22 protein-coding genes and 1 pseudogene are annotated in these 23,108 nt (G+C 73.0%); 17 read left to right on the top strand and 6 right to left on the bottom strand.

Annotation, left to right across the window (positions count from 1 at the left end; genetic code table 11):
- Window positions 1–31 precede the first annotated feature (31 nt).
- Together ACPXB1_RS14485 and ACPXB1_RS14480 are read left to right on the top strand one after the other, a co-directional pair.
- Window positions 32–655: an ABC transporter ATP-binding protein gene (locus ACPXB1_RS14485; protein WP_053656192.1), complete on the top strand. Its 624-nt coding sequence runs from the start codon at window positions 32–34 to the stop codon at window positions 653–655.
- Window positions 652–2,073, top strand: coding sequence for a DUF6297 family protein (locus tag ACPXB1_RS14480; RefSeq protein WP_355595052.1), 1,422 nt, complete (start codon window positions 652–654; stop codon window positions 2,071–2,073). The genes ACPXB1_RS14485 and ACPXB1_RS14480 overlap by 4 nt, the downstream gene beginning before the upstream one ends.
- Before the next feature lie 34 nt (window positions 2,074–2,107).
- Here ACPXB1_RS14480 and ACPXB1_RS14475 read toward each other — a convergent pair whose 3' ends face one another.
- Entirely contained in the window at window positions 2,108–3,607 is a 1,500-nt protein-coding gene (locus ACPXB1_RS14475) for a PLP-dependent aminotransferase family protein (RefSeq protein ID WP_355595054.1), read from the bottom strand.
- A 62-nt stretch (window positions 3,608–3,669) separates the two neighbouring features.
- Between ACPXB1_RS14475 and ACPXB1_RS14470 the strand changes: the two genes are divergently transcribed.
- The 5 genes from ACPXB1_RS14470 (at window position 3,670) to ACPXB1_RS14450 (ending at window position 7,545) form a co-directional block, all read left to right on the top strand.
- Window positions 3,670–4,281, top strand: coding sequence for a LysE family translocator (locus ACPXB1_RS14470; RefSeq protein WP_355595055.1), 612 nt, complete (start codon window positions 3,670–3,672; stop codon window positions 4,279–4,281).
- 7 nt (window positions 4,282–4,288) lie between these two features.
- Window positions 4,289–5,026 (top strand): B3/B4 domain-containing protein, encoded by a 738-nt coding sequence (locus tag ACPXB1_RS14465; RefSeq protein WP_425735389.1) that lies wholly within the window; start codon window positions 4,289–4,291, stop codon window positions 5,024–5,026.
- A gap of 117 nt (window positions 5,027–5,143) precedes the next feature.
- Window positions 5,144–6,241, top strand: a complete 1,098-nt coding sequence (locus tag ACPXB1_RS14460; protein WP_425735388.1) for a DUF5919 domain-containing protein — start codon at window positions 5,144–5,146, stop codon at window positions 6,239–6,241.
- 35 nt (window positions 6,242–6,276) lie between these two features.
- Window positions 6,277–7,203 (top strand): pentapeptide repeat-containing protein, encoded by a 927-nt coding sequence (locus ACPXB1_RS14455; RefSeq protein ID WP_425735399.1) that lies wholly within the window; start codon window positions 6,277–6,279, stop codon window positions 7,201–7,203.
- 105 nt (window positions 7,204–7,308) lie between these two features.
- Window positions 7,309–7,545 carry a preprotein translocase YidC gene (locus ACPXB1_RS14450; protein ID WP_425735387.1) on the top strand — a complete coding sequence of 79 codons (237 nt, stop codon included), beginning with the start codon at window positions 7,309–7,311 and terminating at the stop codon, window positions 7,543–7,545.
- A gap of 157 nt (window positions 7,546–7,702) precedes the next feature.
- Here the strand turns inward: ACPXB1_RS14450 and rnhA are convergent, their stop codons facing one another.
- Window positions 7,703–8,179 (bottom strand): ribonuclease HI, encoded by a 477-nt coding sequence (gene rnhA / locus ACPXB1_RS14445; protein ID WP_355595065.1) that lies wholly within the window; start codon window positions 8,177–8,179, stop codon window positions 7,703–7,705.
- A 117-nt stretch (window positions 8,180–8,296) separates the two neighbouring features.
- On the opposite strand from rnhA, the gene ACPXB1_RS14440 reads away from it, so the two are divergent.
- Complete coding sequence (locus tag ACPXB1_RS14440) at window positions 8,297–9,403, top strand: serine hydrolase domain-containing protein (protein WP_355597162.1); 1,107 nt, start codon at window positions 8,297–8,299, stop codon at window positions 9,401–9,403.
- Between the two features lie 10 nt (window positions 9,404–9,413).
- Here the strand turns inward: ACPXB1_RS14440 and ACPXB1_RS14435 are convergent, their stop codons facing one another.
- A complete protein-coding gene (locus ACPXB1_RS14435) occupies window positions 9,414–10,730 on the bottom strand; it encodes a lycopene cyclase family protein (protein ID WP_355597268.1) in 1,317 nt (438 codons plus the stop codon).
- 97 nt (window positions 10,731–10,827) lie between these two features.
- Between ACPXB1_RS14435 and ACPXB1_RS14430 the strand changes: the two genes are divergently transcribed.
- The 4 genes from ACPXB1_RS14430 (at window position 10,828) to ACPXB1_RS14415 (ending at window position 13,703) form a co-directional block, all read left to right on the top strand.
- The gene (locus ACPXB1_RS14430; protein WP_355597164.1) at window positions 10,828–11,655 is read left to right on the top strand and encodes an ArsR/SmtB family transcription factor; all 828 of its coding nucleotides are present in this window, start codon (window positions 10,828–10,830) and stop codon (window positions 11,653–11,655) included.
- A gap of 300 nt (window positions 11,656–11,955) precedes the next feature.
- Window positions 11,956–12,441, top strand: coding sequence for a hypothetical protein (locus tag ACPXB1_RS14425; RefSeq protein WP_355597166.1), 486 nt, complete (start codon window positions 11,956–11,958; stop codon window positions 12,439–12,441).
- An 82-nt stretch (window positions 12,442–12,523) separates the two neighbouring features.
- Window positions 12,524–13,135 (top strand): class F sortase, encoded by a 612-nt coding sequence (locus ACPXB1_RS14420; RefSeq protein ID WP_355632363.1) that lies wholly within the window; start codon window positions 12,524–12,526, stop codon window positions 13,133–13,135.
- 154 nt (window positions 13,136–13,289) lie between these two features.
- Window positions 13,290–13,703, top strand: coding sequence for a YchJ family protein (locus ACPXB1_RS14415; RefSeq protein ID WP_355632366.1), 414 nt, complete (start codon window positions 13,290–13,292; stop codon window positions 13,701–13,703).
- A gap of 16 nt (window positions 13,704–13,719) precedes the next feature.
- Here the strand turns inward: ACPXB1_RS14415 and ACPXB1_RS14410 are convergent, their stop codons facing one another.
- Both ACPXB1_RS14410 and ACPXB1_RS14405 read right to left on the bottom strand, forming a co-directional pair.
- Window positions 13,720–14,982 carry an MFS transporter gene (locus tag ACPXB1_RS14410; RefSeq protein WP_355632369.1) on the bottom strand — a complete coding sequence of 421 codons (1,263 nt, stop codon included), beginning with the start codon at window positions 14,980–14,982 and terminating at the stop codon, window positions 13,720–13,722.
- Window positions 14,983–15,647: 665 nt separating this feature from the next.
- Window positions 15,648–16,359, bottom strand: a pseudogene (locus ACPXB1_RS14405) (mechanosensitive ion channel family protein); the annotation flags it as partial.
- A gap of 196 nt (window positions 16,360–16,555) precedes the next feature.
- On the opposite strand from ACPXB1_RS14405, the gene ACPXB1_RS14400 reads away from it, so the two are divergent.
- The 3 genes from ACPXB1_RS14400 to ACPXB1_RS14390 all read left to right on the top strand — a co-directional run bounded on the left by ACPXB1_RS14400 (window position 16,556) and on the right by ACPXB1_RS14390 (window position 20,219).
- Entirely contained in the window at window positions 16,556–17,686 is a 1,131-nt protein-coding gene (locus ACPXB1_RS14400) for a peptidoglycan recognition protein family protein (RefSeq protein ID WP_355597174.1), read from the top strand.
- A gap of 126 nt (window positions 17,687–17,812) precedes the next feature.
- A complete protein-coding gene (locus ACPXB1_RS14395; protein ID WP_355632375.1) occupies window positions 17,813–19,387 on the top strand; it encodes an FMN-binding glutamate synthase family protein in 1,575 nt (524 codons plus the stop codon).
- A gap of 304 nt (window positions 19,388–19,691) precedes the next feature.
- Window positions 19,692–20,219 (top strand): GNAT family N-acetyltransferase, encoded by a 528-nt coding sequence (locus ACPXB1_RS14390; RefSeq protein ID WP_355597178.1) that lies wholly within the window; start codon window positions 19,692–19,694, stop codon window positions 20,217–20,219.
- A gap of 16 nt (window positions 20,220–20,235) precedes the next feature.
- On the opposite strand, the gene ACPXB1_RS14385 is transcribed toward ACPXB1_RS14390, so the two are convergent.
- Complete coding sequence (locus tag ACPXB1_RS14385; RefSeq protein WP_355632378.1) at window positions 20,236–21,234, bottom strand: helix-turn-helix transcriptional regulator; 999 nt, start codon at window positions 21,232–21,234, stop codon at window positions 20,236–20,238.
- A gap of 122 nt (window positions 21,235–21,356) precedes the next feature.
- Between ACPXB1_RS14385 and ACPXB1_RS14380 the strand changes: the two genes are divergently transcribed.
- Together ACPXB1_RS14380 and dinB are read left to right on the top strand one after the other, a co-directional pair.
- Entirely contained in the window at window positions 21,357–21,794 is a 438-nt protein-coding gene (locus tag ACPXB1_RS14380; RefSeq protein WP_355597182.1) for a VOC family protein, read from the top strand.
- A 101-nt stretch (window positions 21,795–21,895) separates the two neighbouring features.
- A complete protein-coding gene (gene dinB, locus ACPXB1_RS14375) occupies window positions 21,896–23,083 on the top strand; it encodes a DNA polymerase IV (RefSeq protein WP_355632381.1) in 1,188 nt (395 codons plus the stop codon).
- The last annotated feature ends 25 nt before the right edge of the window (window positions 23,084–23,108 follow it).

Below are 23,108 nucleotides of genomic sequence, written 5' to 3'. Positions count from 1 at the left end.
TGACCGCCGACGGCACGGTCTGGGAGAGTGTGTGACCGTGGATGCGCTCACGGTACGGGGACTCAGTCGCAACTTCGGCAACCTGGTGGTGCTCGACGACGTGAGCTTCGCGCTGCCGGCGGGCCGGATCGCCGTGGTGCTCGGCCCCAACGGCAGCGGCAAGACCACACTGCTGCGCTGCGTGGTGGGCGCCGACCGGCCGGACGCCGGTGAGGTGCTGGTGCAGGGCCGCCGGGCCGACGAGACCGATCCGCAGGTACGGGCGCTGGTGGCCGCTGCCCTGGACGACATCGACTTCTTTCCCGACCTGTCAGTGGTCGAGCACCTGGAACTTGTCGCGTACGCGCACGGGGGCAACGCCGAGCCGGTCGAGGAGGTGCTCGTCGAGCTGGGCCTGGAGCCGGCCCGCGACCAACTGCCGGTGACCCTGTCCAGCGGGCAGCGCCGCCGGCTGGCCCTGGCGTCCTGCTTCGTACGCCCCCGTCGGGTGCTGATCCTGGACGAGCCGGAGCAGCGGCTGGACGTGCGTGGCCGGCAGTGGCTGGCACAGCGGCTGCGCCGGGAGCGGGACGCCGGCACCGCAGTGCTGCTGGCCTCGCACGACCCGGAGTTGATCGACGCGGTCGTGGACGAGCGGATCGAGATCGGCCGGTGACCGCACCACCGGCCACGATCGCCGACGCGCCGGTCGGGGTGCCCAGCGCCCGTCAGGTGCGTACGCACCTGCGTCAGGCCCGCCGTCGCCACCACGAGCACTCGCTCGGCGACGTGCTTGGCGACGCGTACGTCATGGTGCTGTTCGTGGGCATGTACGGCTGGTTCGCGATCAGCGCCAGTCGCGACATGCTGGCCTCCCCCACCGTCGGCCGGGCCGATCCCGGGGTGCGGTGGTGGCTGGCGGTGGCGGCGCTGCTGGCCGGCGCCGGGCTGGCCTGGCGGGGTCTGCGGGCGCTCGGTCCGCTGCTTGTCACGCCGGCCACGCAGAGCTGGGTGACAAGTGCCCCTGTCGACAGGCGGGCCTGGCTGGCGCCGCGCCTCGGCGTCCTGCTTGTGGGCGCGGCGACCGGCACGGCGCTGCTCGGCGTGGCAGTGGCGGTGCTGGGCGGTGTCAGCGAGCCGGACGCCCTGGGCTGGGCGGCGGGCGCCGGCGCCGGGTGGGGTGCTGCCGCGCTGGCCCTGAGCGTCGTCGCCCAGGGTGACCGGACGGGCCGGCGGTGGCCGACGCTCGTCGGTGCGGTGCCGATGGTGACGGCTGGCGTCGTCACGGCCGTGGTGGTGCTCGCCGGTCGATTCGGCAACGGACTGCCCCAGCCGGCGACGCTGCCGACGGCCGCGCTTGTCGCCGTGGGGGTGCCGCTCGCTGTCGCCGGCACGGTCTTCGCGGCCCGCGCGCTGCCCCGGGTGGACCGGGCCACGCTGACCACCGGCGCGCAGTTCGCAAACGCCGCCGCCACGGCGACGATCCTGCTCGATCCGAGCATGCTCACCAGCCTGGTGGAGAGCCGACGGTGGCGCCGCATCGGCCGGGTGCGCAGCAGCCGGATCCGGCCCGGACCGAGCTGGTGGGCGCTGTTGCAGGCCGACGTACGCCGGTTGCGCCGTCACCCCAGCGCCCTGCTGATCTGGGCTGCGCTCGTCGGCGTCCAGTACGCTGCCGCGCTCGCCCTGCCCGGGCTGGCCGGTGCCGCGCAGGTCGTGTTCGCCTATCTCGCCACCGACCGGCTCACCGGCGGCCTGCGGTCGATCAGCCGGTCACCGGGGCTGCGCCGGGCGCTCGGCGGCAGCGACAACCTGCTGCGCGGGATCCACGTGGTGGTGCCGGCGATCGGCGCGGGCCTGTGGTGGCTGCTGACCCTGCCGACCGTCGAGGCCGGGCCGCCCTGGCTGGCGCCGACGTTGGCGCTCGGCGTGGTGGCCGCCGCCTGGCGGGCCGGCACGCGCCCGCCGATCAACTACGGGGGCGCGACTGTCAACACGCCGTTCGGGATGGTTCCGGTGGACCTGCTGCGTCAGGGGTCACGAGGGCCTGCGCTGCTGGCCGTGCTGGTGCTCGTGCAACTGTTCCTGGGCTGACCCGGCCCGGCACCTGTGCGGCGGGGGCCGGCGCTCAGCCTGCGGCGGCGCGGGTCAGCTCGCGTAGCGCGGCGGCGACCTGCGTGACGCCGTTCTCGATCTCGGTAGTCGTGCGGGCCGCGTAACCGAGAACCAGACCGGGCCGGTACGGGCGCTGGCAGTGCCAGGTCAGGGGTTGCACCTTCACGCCGCGCGCCAGCGTCGCCGCCGCCAGGTCGGTGTCCGCCACGACGCCCGGCACGGTGATCATCAGGTGCAGTCCGGCCGCGGCGCCGTGCACAGTGGCGCCCGGCAGGTGCCGGGCGACGGCGGCGATCATCGCGTCCCGGCGGCGGATGTGCCTGCGGCGCAGCAGCCGCAGGTGCCGATCCAGCGCGCCGGAGGTCATCAGCTCCGCCAGCACCAGTTGCGGAAGCACCGCGTTGCCCAGGTCGGCGTTGCGTTTCGCGGCCACCACCGCCTCGCGCCAGCGGGACGGCACGAGCAGCCAGCCGACCCGCAGCGCTGGGGCGAGCAGCTTGGACACGCTGCCGGTGTAGCAGACCTGCTCGGGCACCAGGCCACACAACGCCGGCACCGGCGGGCGGTCGTAGCGGTGCTCGGCGTCGTAGTCGTCCTCGATGATCACACCGCCGGCCCGCGCCCACTCGACGAGCCGCCGGCGGCGGTCACCGTCGAGCACCACTCCGGTCGGGAACTGGTGCGCGGGGGTGAGCAGCACCGCAGGGACGCCGCTCGCGGCCAACTCGTCGACCCGTAGCCCGGCGTCGTCGACGGCGATCGGCGGAGTGACCATCCGCCAGTTGTTCAGATGCTGGCGTACACCCAGCGAACCAGGGTCCTCGACCGCGATCCGGTCGATGCCGGCCGGGCCGAACGCCTGGGCGAGCAGCCCCAGCGACTGGGACACACCGGCCACGATGATCACGTCGGCGGGGTCGACGGCGATGCCGCGGCTGCGGGCCAGCCGGGCGGCCACTGCCTGCCGCAGCACGGGCGCGCCGCGCGGGTCGCCGTAGCCGAGGTCGGCAGCGGCCAGGCCACGCAGCACGGTCCGTTCGGCGCGCAGCCAGTCCGCGCGGGGAAAGGCCGTCAGGTCGGGTACGCCGGGTGTCAGGTCGATTGTCGCGCGGGCCGCGCGTACCGCGTCGAAGATGTCGCTGCCCGGAGCCGGCGGGAAGAGTGCCGCCGGTGCCGGCGCGGCGGTCGGGGCGGGTGCCGGCGGGGCCGGCGCGGCTGGACCGCCGACCACCACAGTGCCGGCCCGCCCCCGGCCGGTGAGGTGGCCCTCCTCGGTGAGCCGCTGGTACGCCTCGGTGACCACACCTCGGGAGACGCCGAGGTCGGCGGCGAGCACGCGGGTGGCGGGGAGCCTGTCGCCGACCGGAATCCGCCCTTCGGCGATGGCCTGCCGCAGCCGCGCGGCGAGCCAGTCGGCGCGTCCGCCGGACGGCGCGTCGGCGATGGTCAGGTGCAGAAAGTCCGACCCGGCCGTTATGGACCCCTCGGACGCGTTCGGTTTGGCCCTGCTCATCGGTCCATCGTGGCAGCAGAGTGGGCAGGAGACCGCCCCGCCCACCGCGCCGGAGGACAACAGTGACAATCCCGTTCCTGATCACCACGCTTGTCGTGGTGGTGACCCCGGGCACCGGGGTGTTCTTCACCCTCTCCGCCGGGCTGTCGCGAGGCGCCCGAGCCGGGGTGCTGGCGGCGTTCGCCTGCACGTTGGGCGTCGTGCCGCACCTGCTGGCGGCGATGACCGGGCTTGCCGCGCTGATGCAGGCGAGCGCAACAGCGTTCGAGGTAGTCAGGTACCTCGGCGTCGGCTACCTGCTCTACCTGGCCTGGTCGACGGTACGGGACCGCAGCGCCTTCACTGCCGGCGGCGATCACCAGGCCCGCTCGGCGACCCGGGTGATCGTCTCCGGCGTCCTTGTGAACCTGCTCAACCCCAAGCCGACGCTGTTCTTCGTCGCGTTCCTGCCGCAGTTCGTGGACACCACGGCCCCGGGCTCGACCCGGGCGATGCTCGTCTGCGGCGCGGTGTTCATGCTGCTCACCTTCGCGGTGTTCAGCGGCTACGGCGTCTTCGCGGCCCGCGTACGCGACCGGGTGCTGACCCGCCCCCGCGTCACCGACTGGCTGCGCCGGTCCGTCGCCGGCACGTTCGTCGCGCTCGGCGTGACACTCGCCCTCACCGAACGATAGGAGTCCCGTGCAGTTCGAACACTCGGCGCACCTTCGCGCCGCACACCCCGACCTGGTCGCCGGTGTGGTGCAGGCGACCGGGATCACCGCCACGGCCGACCTGGAGCAGCGCACCGCCGGCTACCTGGCCCGCGCCCGGGAGCGCCTGGCCGGCGGCCCGGAGAGCACATTCGGTGAGATCCAGGCGTGGCGGCGGGCGTACACCGTCATGGGATTGCGGCCCACGCAGTACCGGTGCGCCTCCGAAGCGCTGCTGCGACGGCTACGCCTGGACGGCGAACTGCCCCGGCTGCACCCGCTCGTCGATCTCTGCAACGCCGTCTCGGCCGCGTACGCCATCCCGGTCGCGGTGCTGGACTCCGACCGGGTCGACGGCGACCTGACAGTGCGGCTCGCGCACGGCGACGAGGAGTACCTGACCTTCGCCGGCGACACCGAGCATCCCGACCCGGGCGAGGTGACCTACGCAGACGCCGCCGGGCGGGCCCACGCGCGGCGGTGGGTCAACCGGCAGAGCGGCCTGTCCGCCGTACGGGCCGACACCTCGTCAGTGCTGATCGTCGCCGAGGCGCTGCACGCCAACGCCGAACGGGACGTGACAGGGCTGGTCGCCGCGCTGGTGGCGGACCTGACCGACGGGTGGGGTCCACCGGTGGCGTCCGCCGTGCTCACCGCCGCGACGCCCCGGTTCACCGCACGGGCGGTGGGCGTTCCCGGTGAGGAGGTGTCCCCGGCGACGAGGTGACCGTGGTCGCCCCGACAGCGCGAACCCGGCGCGTCGGTCGTGAACCGGACAGCGAACGGCAAAGCCGACACGTATCCTCCGCATTCCGTGATCGTGGCCACGACGGAGGAGGACCGGATGCCCGGGTGGGCTGACCGGGGCGGCCGGCAACGACGCGCCTTCGTCGTCGGCGGAGCGCTGCTGACTGTCGCTGCCGTGATGCTGCTCGCCGCCTGGCGCAGCACCGGCTTCCTCAGCGACCTGCTGCTCAACCTCGGCTCCAGCGTGGTGCTCGCTGCCATCTCGTACGTCATCTTCGACCCGCTGTTCGAGGAGGCCCGCAGGGCGCGGGTGCAGGAGCATCTGAGCTTCGACCAACGCGCCTTCGTGACGCGGCTGCACCGCTCCGGCCGCCGGGTACGGATCCTCGACACCTGGACGATCCTGCTGGAACGTACGCACCGGGACGAGACCCTGGGCGCGGTACGGGCGGCACTCGCCAACGGCGCGCAGGTGCAGTTGCTTCTGCTCGACCCGGACTGCACCGCCGCGCAGCAACGCTCCGAGGAGTTGGAGCGGCAGCGGGTGGACGTGCCACGCCAGATCCGCACCAACCTGCGCCACCTGGCGGCGTTCCAGAGCACCCTGGACCCCGCGCTGCGGCACCGCCTCCAGGTGCGGCTCTACGACGCGTCCCCGTCGATCCAGCTCTACCAGTGGGACGGGCGGGCGCTGATCTCGTTCTTCCCCATCGGGAAGCTGTCGTTCAACGTGCCGCAGCTGGAAGTCGACATGGACAGCCCGTGGGGCGGGTTCGTGCACGCCCGGTTCGAGGAGCTGTGGGAGCACGAGCAGGCCACCGTGAACCTGGAGCGGTACTGGTCGGTCACCGTCACCCTGCGCCACGACGGCTCCGACGTGGTCGAGGTGCCGGTGCCGTACGTGACCGTGGACGGGCAGCACTACGTCGACTGCGGAAGCTTCCGGGTGACCGGGCCGCTGACCGTACGGGCTGTGCTGCCGCCCCGCGCCCCGGGCGCGGCCCCGGCGGTGTTCGGGCTGGCCGAGCCCGCCGACACCGACCGCACGCCGGCCGCGACGGTGAAACGGCACTTCGACCAGAAGTACGGGCGCGGCGACGAGCAGCGGGCGATCCGCCGGCTGGTGCCACCGCCGGGCGGTCCGCGTACCCCGGTTCCCCGCTCCTCGGCGGCGGGCGACACGCACGGACGGTGACCCCCGACCGGCCCGGTCGGGTGCCCCGCGAAACAATGGTGGCTCCCAGCGCCCGAGCACCCGGAGGCCGACCCGTGCAGCCCGACGCCACGCCGCCGCCCGGGTCGGCGCAGTTGCGCGCCGACTGCGGACGTTGCTTCGGGTTGTGCTGCGTGGTGCCCGCCTTCGCCGCGTCGGCGGACTTCGCCATCGACAAGCCGGCCGGGCGACCCTGCCCCAACCTGCGCCCGGACCACCGCTGCGGCATCCACACGCAGTTGCGGGAGCGAGGGTTTCCGGGGTGCACGGTGTTCGACTGCTTCGGCGCCGGGCAGCAGGTCGCCCAGGTCACCTTCGGCGGACGGGACTGGCGGGACGCGCCGGACACCCTGCCGGCGATGGCCGAGGCGTTCACAGTGCTGCGGCCCCTGCACGAACTGCTCTGGTATCTCACCGAGGCCCTGGCGTTGCGCCCGCCGGCCGGGCTGCGGGCCGAATTGGAACGCGCCCGCGCCGACACGGCAGCGCTCACCGTCGCCGACCTGGCACGGCTCCGCACAGTGGACGTCGCCGCGCACCGCGACCGCGTCAATCCGCTGCTGTCCCAGGCCGGCGACGCTGCGCGTTCCCCTGGGGGCGCCGACCACCGGGGCGCCCCGCTGATCGGGGCGGACCTGCGCCGGTCGGACCTACGCCGGGCCAACCTGCGCGGGGCGCTGCTGATCGGCGCCGACCTGCGCGGCGTCGACCTGGGCCGGGCCGACGTCACCGGCGCGGACCTGCGCGGAGCCGACCTGCGCGGTGCGGACCTGCGCGGGACGCTCTTCCTGCACCAGGCCCAACTGGACGCCGCCCGTGGCGACGCGCGCACCGGACTGCCGGCGACGCTGACCCGCCCGGCGCACTGGACGGCCCTGCCCCTCACGCCGGTACGCCGCCCCGCACCGTCCGCCACCCCGACGCGCCGCCGACGACGCCGCTGACCGTCAGCACGCGTGCCGGGCGGCGGGCGGCGGGCGGGTGAGGTTTCGGCACGATGACGCCGGGTAGCCACCGCCGACGCGCAACGGCACCGACGGGGGGACGGCGTGGGTTTCCGAAAGCGTGACGGTGAGGAGCCGGCGGACCCGGCGCATGCCGAGGACGAGGCCGGTCAGGTCCCGTTGGTGCAGGTCGAGGCGGACACCGAGGTTCCGCCACCAGACGACACCGACGCAGCGCCGGACATCGTGACCGAGGACAACGGCTCGGGTATGACGGGCGGCTCGTCCGGAAGCAGCGGCGGCGGATCGAGCATGCCCGGCCATCCGGACGCGGCGCGCTGACACTCGGCCCGACGCCGGGTCAGCGGCCGACTGGCGTCGGCGCTGTGGCCAGCGGCCGGCGCGGCGCGGCGCGATCGTCAACGGCCCGGCCGGCGCGGCGCTGTGGTCAGCGGCGGACGCGACGCGATCGTCATGCGGGCTGGGGCCGGCGCGACCGTCAGCGGCGCGCTGGGGCGGCGGCCCGGGCCTCGGTCATGCCCTTGTTTGCCAGCCCGTCGGCCCGCTCGTTCTCCGGGTGCCCGTTGTGCCCCTTGACCCACAGCCAGGTCACCTGGTGCCGCTCGCAGGCCGCCTCCAGCCGCTGCCACAGGTCGGCGTTCTTCACCGGCTGCTTGGCGGCGGTCAACCAGCCGTTGCGCTTCCAGGACGCCAACCAACTGGTGATGCCGTTGCGTACGTAGGTGCTGTCGGTGTGCAACTCCACGCTGACCGGGCGGTTCAGGCTCTCCAACGCCTGGATGGCGGCCATCAGCTCCATCCGGTTGTTAGTGGTCGGGGTGGCCTCGCCGCCGCACAGCTCCCGCTCGTGGTCGCCGTAGCGCAGCAGCGCACCCCAACCGCCCGGCCCGGGGTTGCCGCTGCACGCCCCGTCGGTCCAGATCTGCACGCCCCTGCCGGCCGCCGCGTCCACCATGGCAGGCAACCTACCGGGCGGTGACGTCGTACCTGCCGCTCGGGGCAGCTAGCGCCCACGTCGGGGGTGGCGAAAATCGAGCGCGTCGGCCCGGCCCGGTCTGCCAGAGTCGATCCCATGAACGGGACCTGGGACGACCTGCGGGCCGACGTGCGGCAGACGATCGACGAGCTGATCACCAACGGGCGGGAATCCGGCGTACAGGTCGCCGCATATCTCGACGGTGAGCCGATCCTGGAGGTGCACGTCGGCAGCGCGGACCGGGCCACCGGTCGGCAGTTGACCGCCGACACGCCGATCTGGAGCGTGTCGACCGGCAAGGTCCTCACCGCGACAGTGGTGCACGTGCTTGCCGAGCGCGGTGAGCTGGACTACGACCAGCCGATCGCCGAGGTGTGGCCGGAGTTCGCCCGGCACGGCAAGGACCGCGTCACCCTGCGGCACGCGCTCACCCACACCGCGGGCGTACCCGCCCTGCCGAAGGACGTCACGCCGGAGGACTTCACCGACTGGGACCGGATGTGCGCGCTCCTTGTCGACACCGAGCCGATCGCGCCGCCCGGCGAGCTGAAGGCGTACCACGCGTGGACGTTCGGCTGGCTTGTCGGTGAGGTGGTCCGCCGGGTTACCGGCCGACGCGTGTCGCAGGTGCTCGCCGAGGACGTGGCCGGGCCGCTCGGGGTCGCCGACGAGCTGTATCTCGCCGTACCGGCCGGCGACCTGGACCGGCTGGCCCGGGTGGAGGACCGCAACCTGTCGGCGCTGTTCGACTACGCGAGCGCCAACCTGCCGAACTTCGACCGGGTCGCCCCGGCCGGCGTCCGGCCGGGCGCGGAGATCGGCAGCCGCGCCGACGTCCTCACCGCCGAGGTGCCGGCTACCGGCACCATGACCGCCCGCGCGGCGGCACTGATGCTCGCCGCCCTGATCGGCGAGGTCGACGGCGTCCGGCTGATCTCGCCGGCCCGGCTGCGCACCGCCACGACACCGGCAGGGGCCGGGCCGGAGTGGGTGTTCGGCCAGGAGACGACCTGGGGCCTCGGGTACGCCGTGGACGCCGACGGTTCGTTCGGCGCGGCGGGCAGCGGCGGAAGCCTCGCGTACGCGTACCCGGATCTGGGGTTGACTGTGGCGGCGACGAAGACGCTGCTCGGGGCTGGTGACGGCGATCCGATGGAGGACCTGCGGGTGCTGGTCCGCGATGCGGTGGCCGCCCGACGCTGAGCCGCCCGGGTCAGCCGGGCGGCGTGACCGACCCCGGGCCGACCGCGTCCGGCTCGGCGTCGCGCACGTGGGCACGGGCGTCGGGGCGGGCGCCCACCACGGCGGCCGGGATGGGCGGCGCGGGCCGAGCGGGCCGCAGCCGGTCGCGGACGCGGTGCGCCGCGTCGCCGGCAGTCGCGGCGATCATGGGAAGCAGCCTCGTGGAACTCATGATCGCGATCTCCTCCGCCGGGCTGGTCGCGCCGTCGAGGAAGCGCAGCACCCGCTCGGCGGGGTTGCGGTCGAAGAGGCGGTCGAAGAACTCGGGGCCGCCGACGCCACCCTGGTCAAGCGCGCGCAGGGCCACCGCGTCCATCCAGCGGTGCCGGCGGGGGTACGCGGCGTCGGGCACCGGCGCCCGGCCGGCGGCGAAGGCGCGGGCGACCTGGTCGGCCTGGCGGTACATGGCCGAAAACGTGAAACCTGTGGAGGGGCGGGTGGCGCCACCTGCTGTTCCGAGGCGTACGACCCGAGGTGATGGTCGGGCCGGGAACGGGGCGTCGGTCATCGGGATCACCCCGTTCTCCACCTCGCGCACCCGCAGCCCGGTCGGGTCCAGGCCGAGCAGGTCCCGGTAGCCGGCCAGCGCGGTGTCGTAGCCGGCGTCGGTGAGCAGGTCCGGCGAGAACTCGGTGTACTCGACAAGGGCGTAGCGGTCGCTGACCGGCAGCACGTACCCGAAGGAGACGCCTCGGGTCGGCTGCGGGGTGCGGAAGTCCATCAGCACCGCACGACGCCTGTCGAACACCGGCCGGTCGGCCTCCAGCCACCAGCCGCGGAAGTGCTGCAACCAGGTGGTCCGCCCCGGTCGCGCCGGTGGGCGGGGGCGGGAGTCGAGCACCCAGCCGGCCCGGATGCTCCGCCCGTCACCGGTGCGCACCACCACGCGGGTGCCGTCGTCGGTCACCGTCTCGGCGGGCGCGACGATCCTTGTGACGCCCAGGCGACGCTCGGCAGCGGCAGCGGCGTCGTAGACGGGGCCGGAGCGGAGCATCGCGTACCGCAGGGGGGCCAGGTCCAGGACCCGGCGGCGCGCCGTCGTGGCCACCTCGACCTGCTGCCAGCTCGCGCTGAGCAGCGGGTCGAGGTCGCTGTCGGGGTGGCCCCAGAACGCCCAGGTGCGGTCCTGGCCGCGTCGGCGCACCGGGTCGACGACGGCGATCCGCAGGTCGCGCACGCCGTGCCGGGCCAGCGCGGCGAGCAGCAGGGACGCGGCGCCGCCGCCGCCGAGCAGGGCGAGATCGACGTCCAGGGGCGCGGGTTCGGTCACCGCCCCACGCTGCCACACGCCCGGTCCGGACGCCGGTCGGGGCGACACGGTTGACAGGCAACCGAGTGGTTGCCTAAGTTCATGTGCAACCGCGCGGTTGCCTGTTGGAGGTCTGGTGGACGAGGCGTTCCGGGCGCTTGCCGACCCGAGCCGTCGCCGGCTGCTCGACCGACTCAACGAACGCAACGGTCAGACCCTGCGGGAGTTGTGCGACGGGCTGGCCACCACCCGCCAGGCGGTTAGCAAGCACCTCGCGGTGCTGGAATCGGCCGATCTCGTCACGACAGTGCGGCGCGGCCGGGAGAAGCTGCACTACCTCAACGCCGCCCCGATCACCGCCATCGCCGACCGGTGGCTCAGCCACTACGACCGTCAGCGGGCGGCGGCGCTCGCCGACCTGAGCACAGCCTTGGAGCGTCAACACATGGAGAGCCCCACGTTCGTCTACACGACGTACATCACCACCACGCCGGAGCGGCTCTGGGCCGCGCTCGTCGAGCCGGCCTTCACCCGACGCTACTGGGGTGGGGTGGCACTGGTGTCGGACTGGCAGGTCGGCTCGCCGGTGCTCTGGCAGGACGCGCCGGACGCCGAACCACGCGACCTCGGGCAACGTGTCCTCGTCGCCGAGCCGTACCGGTGCCTCTCCTACAGCTGGCACGGCTTCCAACCCGAGCACGCCGAGCACTTCGGCTGGTCCGACGAGGAGTTGGCCGCCCGGCTCGGCGAGCGCCGGTCGAAGGTGACGTTCGAGATCGAGCCGCACGGGCCATCGGCCGTCCGGCTGACCGTCATCCACGACAGCTTCTCCCCGGACAGCGACATGCACAAGGCGATCAGCGGCCAACTCGACGGCAGCGGCGGCTGGCCGGAGCTGCTGGCCAGCCTCAAGACGCTCGTGGAGACCGGCGAACCGATGCCCGAGCCGGTCGCGGCAGGCTGATCCGGTAATCAACGAGGCGGGCATTACCGCCCTCGACGGTCATACCTCGTCATCGTCCCAGCGGTGACGGGCCGACCGGAGCAGACATCGACCGGAGCACCGGCACCGGCCGGCCCGTCGGGGCCTTTCCGCAGTTCTCCCCGCCTTCGGGTGGACACGTGACGGCAACGAAGAATTCTCATTTTCACCGGATCGAGGTCCCAACCCACCTAGGGTTGGGCACACCGGTGCTAGTCACGGAGTTGGCCACCCGAACGACGTCCCACGTAGTCAGCGGACGAAAAGTGAGGGAAGACGCGTATGAAGGTCTCAACAGCACTCTGCTCGGCGGCGCTCGGCGTGGGCCTCGGCACGCTACTGCTGCCGGGCGCCGCACTTGCCGACACGGTCGTGTCACCCGCCACCACCCCGGTCGGGGGGACCGTCGTGCTCACCGCCACGACCTGCAACCCGAAGTCGGGTGACGCCATCTTCCGCGTCACCGGGCCCAACCGCGACCAGAACGTCCGATCCACCACGGCCGCCGCCGGCGGCGGACTGAGCGCCGAACTCTTCACCGCCGGATTCACCCTGGGCACCTACACGGTGGCCGCGACCTGCGGCGACGGCAGCTCGGCCGGCACCGCCACGTTCACCGTCACCCCGATCGGCGGCGCACCGGCCGGCTCCGGCGGCGACAGCCGCGAGACCGGCGCCCTCGCCGCCGGAGGCACGCTGCTCGGTGCCGCCGCCGGAGGCGCGGTGCTCCTGTACCGCCGGCGCCGCCCGGTGTCCACCGTCGCCTGACCGGCGGCCCGCTCCATCCCTGAGAACGGGTGCCCGTGCCGGCGTCTCGGCACGGGCACCCCGACCATCCGGAGGTCAGCACGTGTGGTGGCGGCGAATCCTGCCGGCGGCGGTGACCCTGCTCGGCGTGACCGGCCTGGGCCTGGTCGCCGTCGGCCTCACCGCCGGCCCGGCCCGGCCACCACAGCCGCCGGCCGGCACACCGACACGGACCCACCCCGCACCGGATCTGGCACCGCTGACCCGCGCCGCGCCGGTCCGGGTACAGATCCCTGACATCGACGTACGCGCCGAGATCATCCCCGTCGGCGCGGACGCCAGCGGGGTGCTGGAGGTGCCGCCGCTGGATCGGCCCACAGTCGCCGGCTGGTACCGGCACGGGGCCAGCCCCGGCGAGACCGGCAACGCCGTCCTGGTGGGGCACGTCGACTCCCCAACCGGTCCGGCGGTCTTCTTCGACATCGGTCGACTCCGCGCAGGTCAGGAGATCCAGGTCGTCCGCGCCGACGCACAGGTCGCCACGTTCACAGTGGACGGTGTCCACGCGTACCCCAAGGACCGCTTCCCCACCGACCTGGTCTACGGCCCGGCGGACGCCGCCGGTCTGCGTCTGATCACCTGCGGCGGCCGCTTCGACAACACAACCGGCAACTACGAGGACAACATCGTCGTCCTGGCAACCCGCACGGCCTGACCTCTCCCCCGCCCCGCCCTCGCGATCTTGCACTATGTGTCGCCGTTATGGGGGTTTTGTCACCTATGCGGGGCAGGAAATGCAAGATCGCGGGGAGGGGTGGGCGGGAAGGGGTGGGGGCGGGACGGCAGGGCTGGTGGGGCAGGATTGGGGTGTGGGTTCTTCGCGACGGCGAGCTGGGGCGACTGCGGGGCAGGTTTGTCCGTGCGGATCTGGTCGGGCGTACGCGGACTGTTGTGGCCCCGCGCACGGTGGTGACAAACCGGCGCCGACGGCCGAGGCGTTGATGCGCTCCCGGTTCAGCGCCTTCGCCCTCGGCGACGCCGGCTACCTGCTGCGGAGCTGGCACTCGTCGACCCGGCCCACGTCCCTGGAGCTTGATCCGGGGCAGCGGTGGATCCGCCTGGAGATCGTCGAGACCGAGCGGGGCGGCCTGCTCGACGCCACCGGCACTGTGACGTTCCGCGCCCACTACCGGGACGCGGGTCGGACCGGCACGATCACCGAAACCAGCCGCTTCGTTCGCGAGGACGGCCGGTGGGTCTACCTCGACGGTGACCAACTCTGACGGTTGTCCCGGGAGGTCAACGTCCCGGCCCCGTCGACCGTGGAGACGAACCGAGGTGGGCAGGCGGCCGGCGCCTGGTGACCAACACGAGCGCCACCACGAGGTACGCCCCCGCGGTCAGCGCGAACGCCACAGCGTTGCCGGCCGCCGTGGCGAGCAGGCCGTAGCCGGCGTACGTCACGATGATCAGCGCGTCGGTGGCCATTCCGGCCAGGGACGTGACGGTGGCCCGGCTGGTGCCGGTGATCCGGGCCTGGAGCCGCGCGTCGGCAAGCACTGTCGCCAGTTGCGCGGCACCGAAGGCCACAGCGATCAGCACGAAGCCGGCCGGGTGCCCGGTGAGTGCGCCGCCGGCCAGCGCGACCGCGACCAGAGCCAACAGTGCCGCGTATCCACGGGTGCCCAGCCGCTCCCCCGCCGGGGCGAGCAGCCCGCCGACTGTCACCCCGGCCCAGAGCAGCAGGAGCAGCAGGGGCACGGCCTTCGCCCCGACCCCGGTGTCCAGGGCGAGCAGCGGAGTGAACTCGTCGAGCGCGCCCCAGTCGGCGGCGACCACGGCGACCAGCAGAACGGCAGCCCGTACCGGCGGGTGGGTGCGGACCTGCGACACCCCGGCCCGCATCGTCTCCCACCAACCCAGGTCGTCGTCACCGTCCGGACCGGAGGCCGGGGCATCCGACGCCACGGTCGACGTACGGTGCTCCGGGAAGCGGGTGGCGACGGCGGCGGCCAGCAGACAGGCGACCACTGTGGCCACGCCGACCGCCGGATATCCGCCGACGGCGAGCACCGGGCCGGCGAGGACACCGGTCACCACGACGCCCAGCACGCCGGCCGTCCGCGCCCGGCCGAGCACCCGGGCGTACCGGTCGGCGGCGTCGAGGCGCTCCAGCTCGGTGAAGACAAGCGCCTCCAGCGCACCGGAGACGAGCGCGCCGCCGGCACCCCAGAGCAGAAACCCGACAGCAAACGCAGGGTACGACGGGACCAGCACCCAGAGCGCGAAGCCGGCCCCGGTCACCAGCGGGGCGATGCACAGCAGCAGCCGACGGGACACCACGTCGGCCCACGCGCCCGACGGCACCTCGAACACGATCCCGGCGGCCGACCAGAGAACGAAGAGCGACGAGATCTGCCCCACCGACAACCCGGTGTCAGCGAAGAGCACCACGTACAGCGGGTAGAGCAGGACGAGGTCACTGAGGAACGCGTACCCGTAGAGGGTGACAGTCAGCCGGCGGACCGCCGGGTCGGACGCGCGTGAGGCGAGGTGGGTCATGGGGCCTTCCCGTGGGACTGGAAACGGACACCGGACGTGCGGTGCCCGTGGTGGCCCACGGGAACGGCCTACGGCATTGGATCAATGTCGCCAGGTCATGTCGGCGATGCTAGACGCGCCGAGTGGCGCCGGCCAGCGGTTTCGGCGTGCCGGACGAGAACGGGGCGGGATCCGCACGGATCCCGCCCCGACGTCCCTCTGCCGGTCAGCCCTTGTCGGCGCTGGTCATGGTCAGCGCCGATCCACCGGCGGGATGACAGTGGTGGCCTCGATGTCGTCTCCGGCGCGCTGCCCGGGAACCGCGCCACCGCCGACCACCTGGGTGGTGTCCGGATCGGACGGCGCCTGGGTCGTGTCGTCGGCCTGCCGGGTAGCCGCGGCGTCGGGCGTGCCGCCGGTGACCACCTGCGTGGTGTCGTCGGCCTGCCGAACTGCCGGAGCGGCAGCCTCGGACGTGCCGCCGGTGACCACCTGCGTGGTGTCGGAGGAGGTCGACGGGCGTACCACCTGGGTCGCGTCCGGGTCGCTCGGGCGGGTCACGATCTGGGTGGCCTCCGGGTCGCTCGGACGGGCTCCGAACTGGATGCCCTCCGGGGCACTCGGACGGGTCACCACCTGGGTGGCCTCCGGGTCGGTGGCTGGGGCCGCCGTCCGGGCCCGTTCGGCCTCGGCGTCGCGGCGGCCGGCCTGGTACGCGCGGGCGTGCGCGGCGATCTGCTGCGACTCCTGCTCGGCGCGGGTCAGCCAGGACTCCCAGCGGTTCTGCATGGGCCGGACCAGTCCCCCGCCGACGCCGACGACGAGGATGCCGCCCACTGTCGCCAGCACGGCGATCAGCACCGGCGTGGTGACCGCGGTCGCCACACCGATCTGGTTCAGCGCGGCGATGACGCCCAGGCCGAGGATGAACACCGACGCGATGGTGGCCAGCATCCGGCCGTACGACAGGCCGCCGAGCGCAGCACCGATGAGGTCCTTCACGGCGTTGGCGATGGCGGCGGCGACCACGACGATGACGATCGCGACGAACGCCCGGGGCAGCCAGGAGATGACGCCGGCGATCAGGTCGGAGACCGGGTTCGGCCCCCAGATGCCGAAGGCGATCTGGAGGGTGACAAGCAGCAGACCGTAGTAGACGAGCTTGGCGACGAGGTCGCTGGCGTCGTACCGGGAACGGCTCAGCGCCCGACGAATGCCGCCGCGCTCCACGGCTCGGTCGAAGCCCACCCGCTCCAGAACCTTGTCCACGATCTTGAGCGCGGCCTTGGCGATCAGCCATCCGGCCACCAGGATCGCCACGAAGGCGACGGCCTTGGGCAGGAAAAGCATCACCGAGCGAAGGGCGTCGCCCACCGCGTCGCTGACGTTGTCTCTCATCGGGTTTCCTCCACGCGTGGCTGCCGGGACGGTCGGCCCCGACCTACCCCCGCCGCCCTGTCCGGAAACGCCACAACGGAAGGCGTGATCAACTCGGACTCTAGCGCGTGGGCGAGTCCTGGCAATATCCTCCGGAGCGGAATGCGGTCACTGGAGTTAGTTTTCATCCCCCGCCACGGCCGCAGGAGGAGACGTCATGCACCTCGACCATTCCGAAGTGGACCGCCGGACGCTGCTGCGGGCCGGTCTCGGTGCCGCCACCGTCGCCGTGGTCGGGAGCGAGCTTGCGTTCCCCGGCGCCGCGCACGCCGGTCCCGGCACCGACCTGGACTGGATCATCAGCTGCGACGAGTGGGACGCCCGGCCGCCGAAGGACCCGCTGGCGGTCAGCGCCATCGCCACCAACAAAATCATCGTGCACCACATGGCATTTCCGAACGTCACCGACTACTCCCGTGAGCAGGCCGTCAAGCTGGCCCACGACTGCCAGGACCTGCACATGGACGGCAACGGATGGTCCGACACCGGCCAGCACTTCACTGTCAGCCGCGGCGGGTACGTCCTGGAGGGGCGCCGGGGCAGCCTGGAACGCCTCGAAGCCGGCGACCGGCAGATGATCTCGGCGCACTGCCCGGGCGAGAACGGTCGAGCCATCGGGATCGAGAACGAGGGCACCTACGTCACCGAGACGCCGCCGAAGGCCCTGACCGACTCCCTCGTCAAACTCTGCGTCGCCGTCTGCCGACAGTACGGCCTGCACGCGCACGACGTTTTTGGACATTGGGACTTCCGCACCACCCAGTGCCCGGGCGCCGCCTTCTACCGGGAGTTCCCGGCGCTGCGCCGACACGTGTTCGCCGCCCTGGGCACCAAGCTGGGCGACGTGCCGGCCCGCCGCTGGCCGGACCTCTGGCGCTTCGTCAACTCGCCGTCGGTCCGCGTGGTGCAGCACCTGCTGGCGTTCCGCGGCTACGCGGTGACGGTCAGCGGCACGTTCGACGCCGCGACGGTGGCGGCGGTGCAGGACTGGCAGGCCCGCAACGGCATCGCGGTCGACGTCGACGCCACGCTCACCGCGCCAACCTGGGAAACCCTGGTGCCCGAACTGGACCAGCACGCCAGCGGCCCGCCGGTCACCGCCGTGCAGGAGATCCTCGCCACCAAGGGGTACGCGGTCACTGTCACCGGCGCGTACGACCACGCCACCCGACGCGCCGTGCAGGACCTGCAGGCGCTGCACGGGCTGCCGCGCAACGGCAAGCTGAGCGCGAGCACGTGGTGCGCTGTCGTCGGCGGGACGGTCCGCCAGTCCTTCCAGCGCCGCTGACAGCACGCCGCGACGCGCGCAGGCACACCGGGGGTGACGCGAGTTTGCGTCGCCCCCGGCCTGAGCAGGGCAGGTGTCGCCACCGCGCCGGTTTGGCGGGTGTCGCTGGCGGAAAGAGTGCCGGACATGAAATGGGCCCGTCGAGCCGTACCCGCCGCCGCAGCCGCCGTCGCCGCGCTCGCCGCGCGGGACCTCATCCAGCGTGACCACGCGCTGCTGCGCAACTTCCCGGTGCTCGGCCGAGCCCGCTACCTGCTGGAGGCTCTCGGCCCGGAGCTGCGGCAGTACATCGTGGCAGGCAACGACGAGGAGCGACCGTTCACCCGCGACCAGCGCCGCTGGGTGTACGCGTCGGCGAAACAGCAGAACAACTACTTCGGCTTCGGCACTGACAACGACATCGAGCACACCTCCGGCTACCCGATCATCAAGCACCGGACGTTCGGCAGGGCGGTGCCGCCGTCCACTCCGACGGCGGGGCATGACGTGCGACTGCCCTGCGCGAAGGTGCTGGGTGCGGGCCGGGGACGACCGCGCGCCTTCCGGCCGGAGTCGGTGGTCAACATCTCCGGGATGAGTTTCGGCTCGCTGTCCGCCAACGCCATCACCGCGCTCAACATGGGTGCCGCGCTCGCCGGCTGCCTACAGAACACCGGCGAGGGCGGCCTGTCGCCGTACCACCGCAACGGTGCTGAGCTGGTCTTCCAACTCGGCACGGCGTACTTCGGCTGCCGCGACGAGCAGGGCCGGTTCAGCCTGCCCCGGCTGAAGGACCTGGTGGCCGGCGCGCCGGTCAGGGCGTTGGAGATCAAGCTGAGCCAGGGCGCGAAGCCCAGCCTGGGCGGTCTGCTGCCCGGAGCGAAGGTGTCCGCCGAGATCGCCGCCACCCGGGGCATCCCGGCCGGGCGGGACTGCGTGAGCCCGTCCCGGCACGCCGAGTTCTCCGACTGCGACAGTCTGCTCGACTGGGTGGAGCTGCTGGCCGCCGAGACGGGCCTGCCGGTCGGCATCAAGTCGGCCGTCGGCGACATGGGCTTCTGGGAGGAACTGGCCACCCTGATGCGGGACACCGGCCGAGGCGTCGACTTCGTGACTGTCGACGGCGGCGAGGGCGGCACCGGCGCCGCACCGCTGATCTTCACCGACTCGGTGTCGTTGCCGTTCCAGCAGGGCTTCTCCCGGGTCTACAAGGTGTTCGCCGAGCGTGACCTGCACGAGCAGGTGGTGTTCGTCGGCGCGGGAAAGCTCGGCCTGCCGGACAACGCGGTGGTGGCGTTCGCGCTCGGCTGCGACCTGGTCAACGTCGGCCGGGAGGCGATGCTGTCGATCGGCTGCATCCAGGCGCAGAAGTGCCACACCGACACCTGCCCCACCGGTGTGGCGACGCAGAACGCGTGGCTGGCGCGCGGGCTCGACCCGGCTCTCAAGTCGGTCCGGGCGGCCAACTACCTGCGGACGCTGCGCCGGGACCTCATGAAGGTCGCCGAGGCGTGCGGTGTGGAACACCCCGGCCTGATCGGCACGGACGCCGTGGAGATCCTGAACGGCCGCACCGGCGCCACGCCACTGCACGAGGTGTACGGCTACCAGCCCGACTGGGGAATGCCCTCCCCCGCCGACCAGAAGGAGATCGTCCGGCTGATGATGCCGGAGGCGCCGCAGGGCGGCAGTGCCCCACCGTCGGCCACCGCCGTCGGCTGAAGCCCCGGCTGCCCTCGCCCCGCGCGTGACGAGGGCCCTGGCCGTGGACGAGGCGGAGGGCGAAGGCGAGCCCGGGGCGGGCCGGCCGAGGCAGAGTGCGAAGGCGGGGCGGGGGCGGAGGGCGGGTCGCCCGTGAGCTTGATACCTCAGAGTCATATTGATACCTCAGAGTCATCAGCCGTTTAGCGGTACCTGCCCCCAGCGGGCTTGCTTCAGGCTGCCGCCCGGGTATCACGGCTGCGGACCACGATGAGGCGCGATAAACACATGGAAGCTGCCGACACAGGGCGCCTATGGTGGCGCGGTGCTGATCAGACGCGAGACACCCGCCGACGTCGATGCCATTCGGGCGGTGCACTCCGCTGCCTTTGCTGCTGCGTCGGGTGGCGGTGACGGCGTACCCGTCGAGGCGACACTTGTCGACGCCCTGCGCGCCGACGAAGGCTGGCTGGCGGCGTACTCCCTGGTGGCGACCGCTGCGGACGGCCGCGTGGTGGGGCACGTGGTGGCCACCCGGGGTCGGGTGGCCGGCGAGCCGGTGGCGCTGGGCCTGGGGCCGGTCGGCGTGCTCCCCGACTGGCAGCGGCGCGGCGTCGGCAGCGCGCTGATGCACGCGGTTCTCGGCGCGGCCGACGCCCGCGACGAGCCGCTGGTGGTGCTGCTCGGGCACCCCGACTACTACCCGCGCTTCGGATTCCGTCCCGCCGTCGAGTTGGGCGTCACCCCGCCGCAGCCGTGGGGTCCGCAGTACTTCCAGGCACGGCCGATGACCGCCTGGCGCGAGTCGATCCGCGGTGAGTTCCGCTACGCCCGGCCGTTCGACGACCTGTGACCCGGGCCGTCCGTCGCTAGGGAACGTCGCCCGACGAGGTGACGCCGGGTGACGCCGGCAGCGCGCTGGCCATCGCCGCCAGCCGGTGGGCGAGCTGGGCGGCGGCCTCGCGCAGCTCCGCGGGCTCCAACACCTGCACGTCGAGGCCCAGTCGGGCGATGTGCGCGGCCAGCCAGTCCAGGGTGTCGCCTCCGACGACAAGCAGGCACCACCCGTCGCCGTCGTCCTCGACCCTCCCGACCTGGGGCGGCACCAGCTCCCGCACCCGCTCGGGCGGGGCGTGCACCCGCACCCGGGCGAGATACCGGTACGGCGCCCCCGTCACGGACCGCTGCACGAACGCGACAGGGTCGGGGTGCTCGCCCGGTCGGAAGCGCCAGGTAGTGGTGACCGCGTCGCGCATCCGGTCCAGGCGGAACGTCCGCCAGTCGTCGCGGTCCACGTCCCTGGCCATCAGGTACCAGCGGCGGCCGGTGGTGACCATGCGGATCGGCTCGACCGTCCGTTCCCGGTCCACACCGTCACGGCCGGCGTACCGGAACCGCACCCGCACCGCGTCGCGGCAGGCGCGGGCGAGCGTCACCAGCAACTCCGCGTCGATCTCGACGACCGGGCCGATGAGGGTGTCGGTGGCGCCGTGCACGGCCCGCACCTCCGCGCGCAGCCGCGCCGGCATCACCTGGTCGAGTTTCGTAAGCGCCCGCAGCGCCGCCTCGCCCGCACCGGCGACCGTGCCTTCGGACGCCAGCCGCAGGGACACGGCCGTCGCGATCGCCTCCTCGTCGTCGAGCAGCAGCGGCGGCAGCCGGGTGCCCGCGCCGAGGCGGTAGCCGCCGCCGACACCCGAGGTGCCGTGCACCGGGTAGCCGAGGGTGCGCAGCCGTTGCACGTCGCGGCGGACACAACGTGCGGTGACGCCGAACTCGGCGGCGAGTTCGTCGGCGGTCCAGGACGACCGCCGCTGCAGCAGCGCCAGCATCCGCAGCACCCGCTCGGTCGTCGCCTCCACCGTCACCGGCCGATCGTTGCACAGATCGCGGAACGTTCCTGTCCGCTGGCTGCGGAAGGCTGGGACCATGACCGACCACACGATGACCACCGGCGACATCCGGCAGACCCGACGGGAGGCGAGCTGACATGGCCCGCGAGGTGCAGATAACGTTCGACGCCGCCGACCCGGGCGCACTTGCCGCGTTCTGGGCCGACACCCTCGGTTATGAGGTGCAGGGCCCGCCGGGTGACTTCGAGTCCTGGGAGCAGGCGCTGGAGGCGATGGGCGTACCGCCGGAGAACCGCAACGACGCCTCGGCGGTCGTCGACCCCGCCGGGTCGGGGCCGCGGCTGTTCTTCCAGCGGGTGCCCGAGGGCAAGCGGGCCAAGAACCGCGTCCACCTCGACGTGCGGGCCGCCCCCGGGCTGACCGGCGACGAACGGATGGCGGCGCTGGAGGTGGAGGCCGACCGGCTCGTCGGCCGCGGTGCCACCAGGCTCGCGCGGCACGAGCCCGCTCCCCCGCTCAACGCCGGTCACCTCGTGCTGGCCGACCCCGAGGGCAACGAGTTCTGCCTCGACTGAACGGGCCCCGGGCCGCGTCACGGAAGCTACGCGCGAGGCTGACACGGCCGTGTTCACGCAGCTCACTGCCGTGATCGTACGCGCCATGCGAACATATGTACGTGTCGCCCGGGGCCAGCATCCTGCACGCCGACCTGGACGCGTTCTACGCGTCGGTCGAGCAGCGTGACGACCCGCGTCTCCGCGGCCGGCCGGTGATCGTAGGCGGCGGCGTGGTGTTGGCTGCCAGCTACGAGGCGAAGGCGCGGGGCGTCCGCAGCGCGATGGGTGGGCAGCAGGCGCGGCGGCTGTGCCCGGACGCGATAGTGGTGCCGCCCCGGATGTCGGCGTACACGCGGGCCAGCCGGGCGGTGTTCGAGATCTTCCGGCACACCACGCCGCTTGTCGAGGGGCTCTCCATCGACGAGGCGTTCCTCGACGTGGGTGGTCTGCGGCGGCTGGCCGGGGCGCCTGTCGACATCGCCGACCGGCTGCGCCGGGAGGTCCGTGAACAGATCGGCCTGCCGATCACCGTGGGGGTGGCGCGTACGAAGTTCCTGGCGAAGGTGGCCAGCGGGGTGGCGAAGCCGGACGGGCTGCTTGTCGTCGCGCCGGATGCCGAGATGGCGTTCCTGCACCCGCTGCCGGTGGAGCGACTCTGGGGCGTCGGCCCGGTCACGGCCGCGAAGTTGCGGGAGCGCCGGATCCGTACCGTCGGCGAGGTCGCCCGACTCGGCGAGGCGGCGTTGGTGTCCCTGCTCGGTGCGGGCGCCGGCCGGCACCTGCACGCCCTGGCGCACAACCGTGACCCGCGGGCGGTGCAGGTCGGCCGGCGGCGCGGCTCGATGGGCGCGCAGCACGCGCTGAGTCGCACTCCGCACGCGGCCACGGAGTTGGACGCCATCCTGGCGGGCCTTGTCGACCGGGTCACCCGACGGATGCGGGCGGCCGGCCGGTCCGGGCGCACGGTGCTGCTGCGGCTGCGCTTCGGCGACTACACCCGGGCGACCCGCTCGCACACGGTGCGCAAGGCGACAGCTGACACCACGCCCCTGCTCGCTGCCGCGCGGGCGCTGCTGCATGCTGCGCTGCCGGAGATCGACAGGCGGGGCATCACGCTGATCGGCGTGTCGGTGGGCAACCTCGACGACAACCCTGTGCAACCGGAGTTGCCGTTCGACGCCGTCCCGGGGGCCAACCTGGACGCCGCCGTGGACGCGGTTCGGGACCGGTTCGGGTCGACTGCCGTGACCCGCGCGGTGCTGCTAGGCCGGGATCCGGGCGTCGAAATGCCCCTTCTGCCGGACTGATCTCCCTGGTGGCGGCGGATATCAC

The organism is Micromonospora sp. DT68 (assembly GCF_049847245.1).
Lineage (GTDB): Bacteria > Actinomycetota > Actinomycetes > Mycobacteriales > Micromonosporaceae > Micromonospora > Micromonospora profundi.
This window is presented reverse-complemented; position numbering and strand designations above follow the sequence as displayed.

What these genes read in the sequence shown, in the direction of transcription:
- ACPXB1_RS14475 (WP_355595054.1), bottom strand. Translation starts at nt 3,607, where the DNA reads ATGAGCAGGGCCAAACCGAACGCGTCCGAGGGGTCCATAACGGCCGGG.
- ACPXB1_RS14460 (WP_425735388.1), top strand. Translation starts at nt 5,144, where the DNA reads ATGCCCGGGTGGGCTGACCGGGGCGGCCGGCAACGACGCGCCTTCGTC.
- ACPXB1_RS14455 (WP_425735399.1), top strand. Translation starts at nt 6,277, where the DNA reads ATGGTGGCTCCCAGCGCCCGAGCACCCGGAGGCCGACCCGTGCAGCCC.
- rnhA (WP_355595065.1), bottom strand. Translation starts at nt 8,179, where the DNA reads ATGGTGGACGCGGCGGCCGGCAGGGGCGTGCAGATCTGGACCGACGGG.
- ACPXB1_RS14440 (WP_355597162.1), top strand. Translation starts at nt 8,297, where the DNA reads ATGAACGGGACCTGGGACGACCTGCGGGCCGACGTGCGGCAGACGATC.
- ACPXB1_RS14425 (WP_355597166.1), top strand. Translation starts at nt 11,956, where the DNA reads ATGAAGGTCTCAACAGCACTCTGCTCGGCGGCGCTCGGCGTGGGCCTC.
- ACPXB1_RS14410 (WP_355632369.1), bottom strand. Translation starts at nt 14,982, where the DNA reads ATGACCCACCTCGCCTCACGCGCGTCCGACCCGGCGGTCCGCCGGCTG.
- ACPXB1_RS14400 (WP_355597174.1), top strand. Translation starts at nt 16,556, where the DNA reads ATGCACCTCGACCATTCCGAAGTGGACCGCCGGACGCTGCTGCGGGCC.
- ACPXB1_RS14395 (WP_355632375.1), top strand. Translation starts at nt 17,813, where the DNA reads ATGAAATGGGCCCGTCGAGCCGTACCCGCCGCCGCAGCCGCCGTCGCC.
- ACPXB1_RS14380 (WP_355597182.1), top strand. Translation starts at nt 21,357, where the DNA reads ATGGCCCGCGAGGTGCAGATAACGTTCGACGCCGCCGACCCGGGCGCA.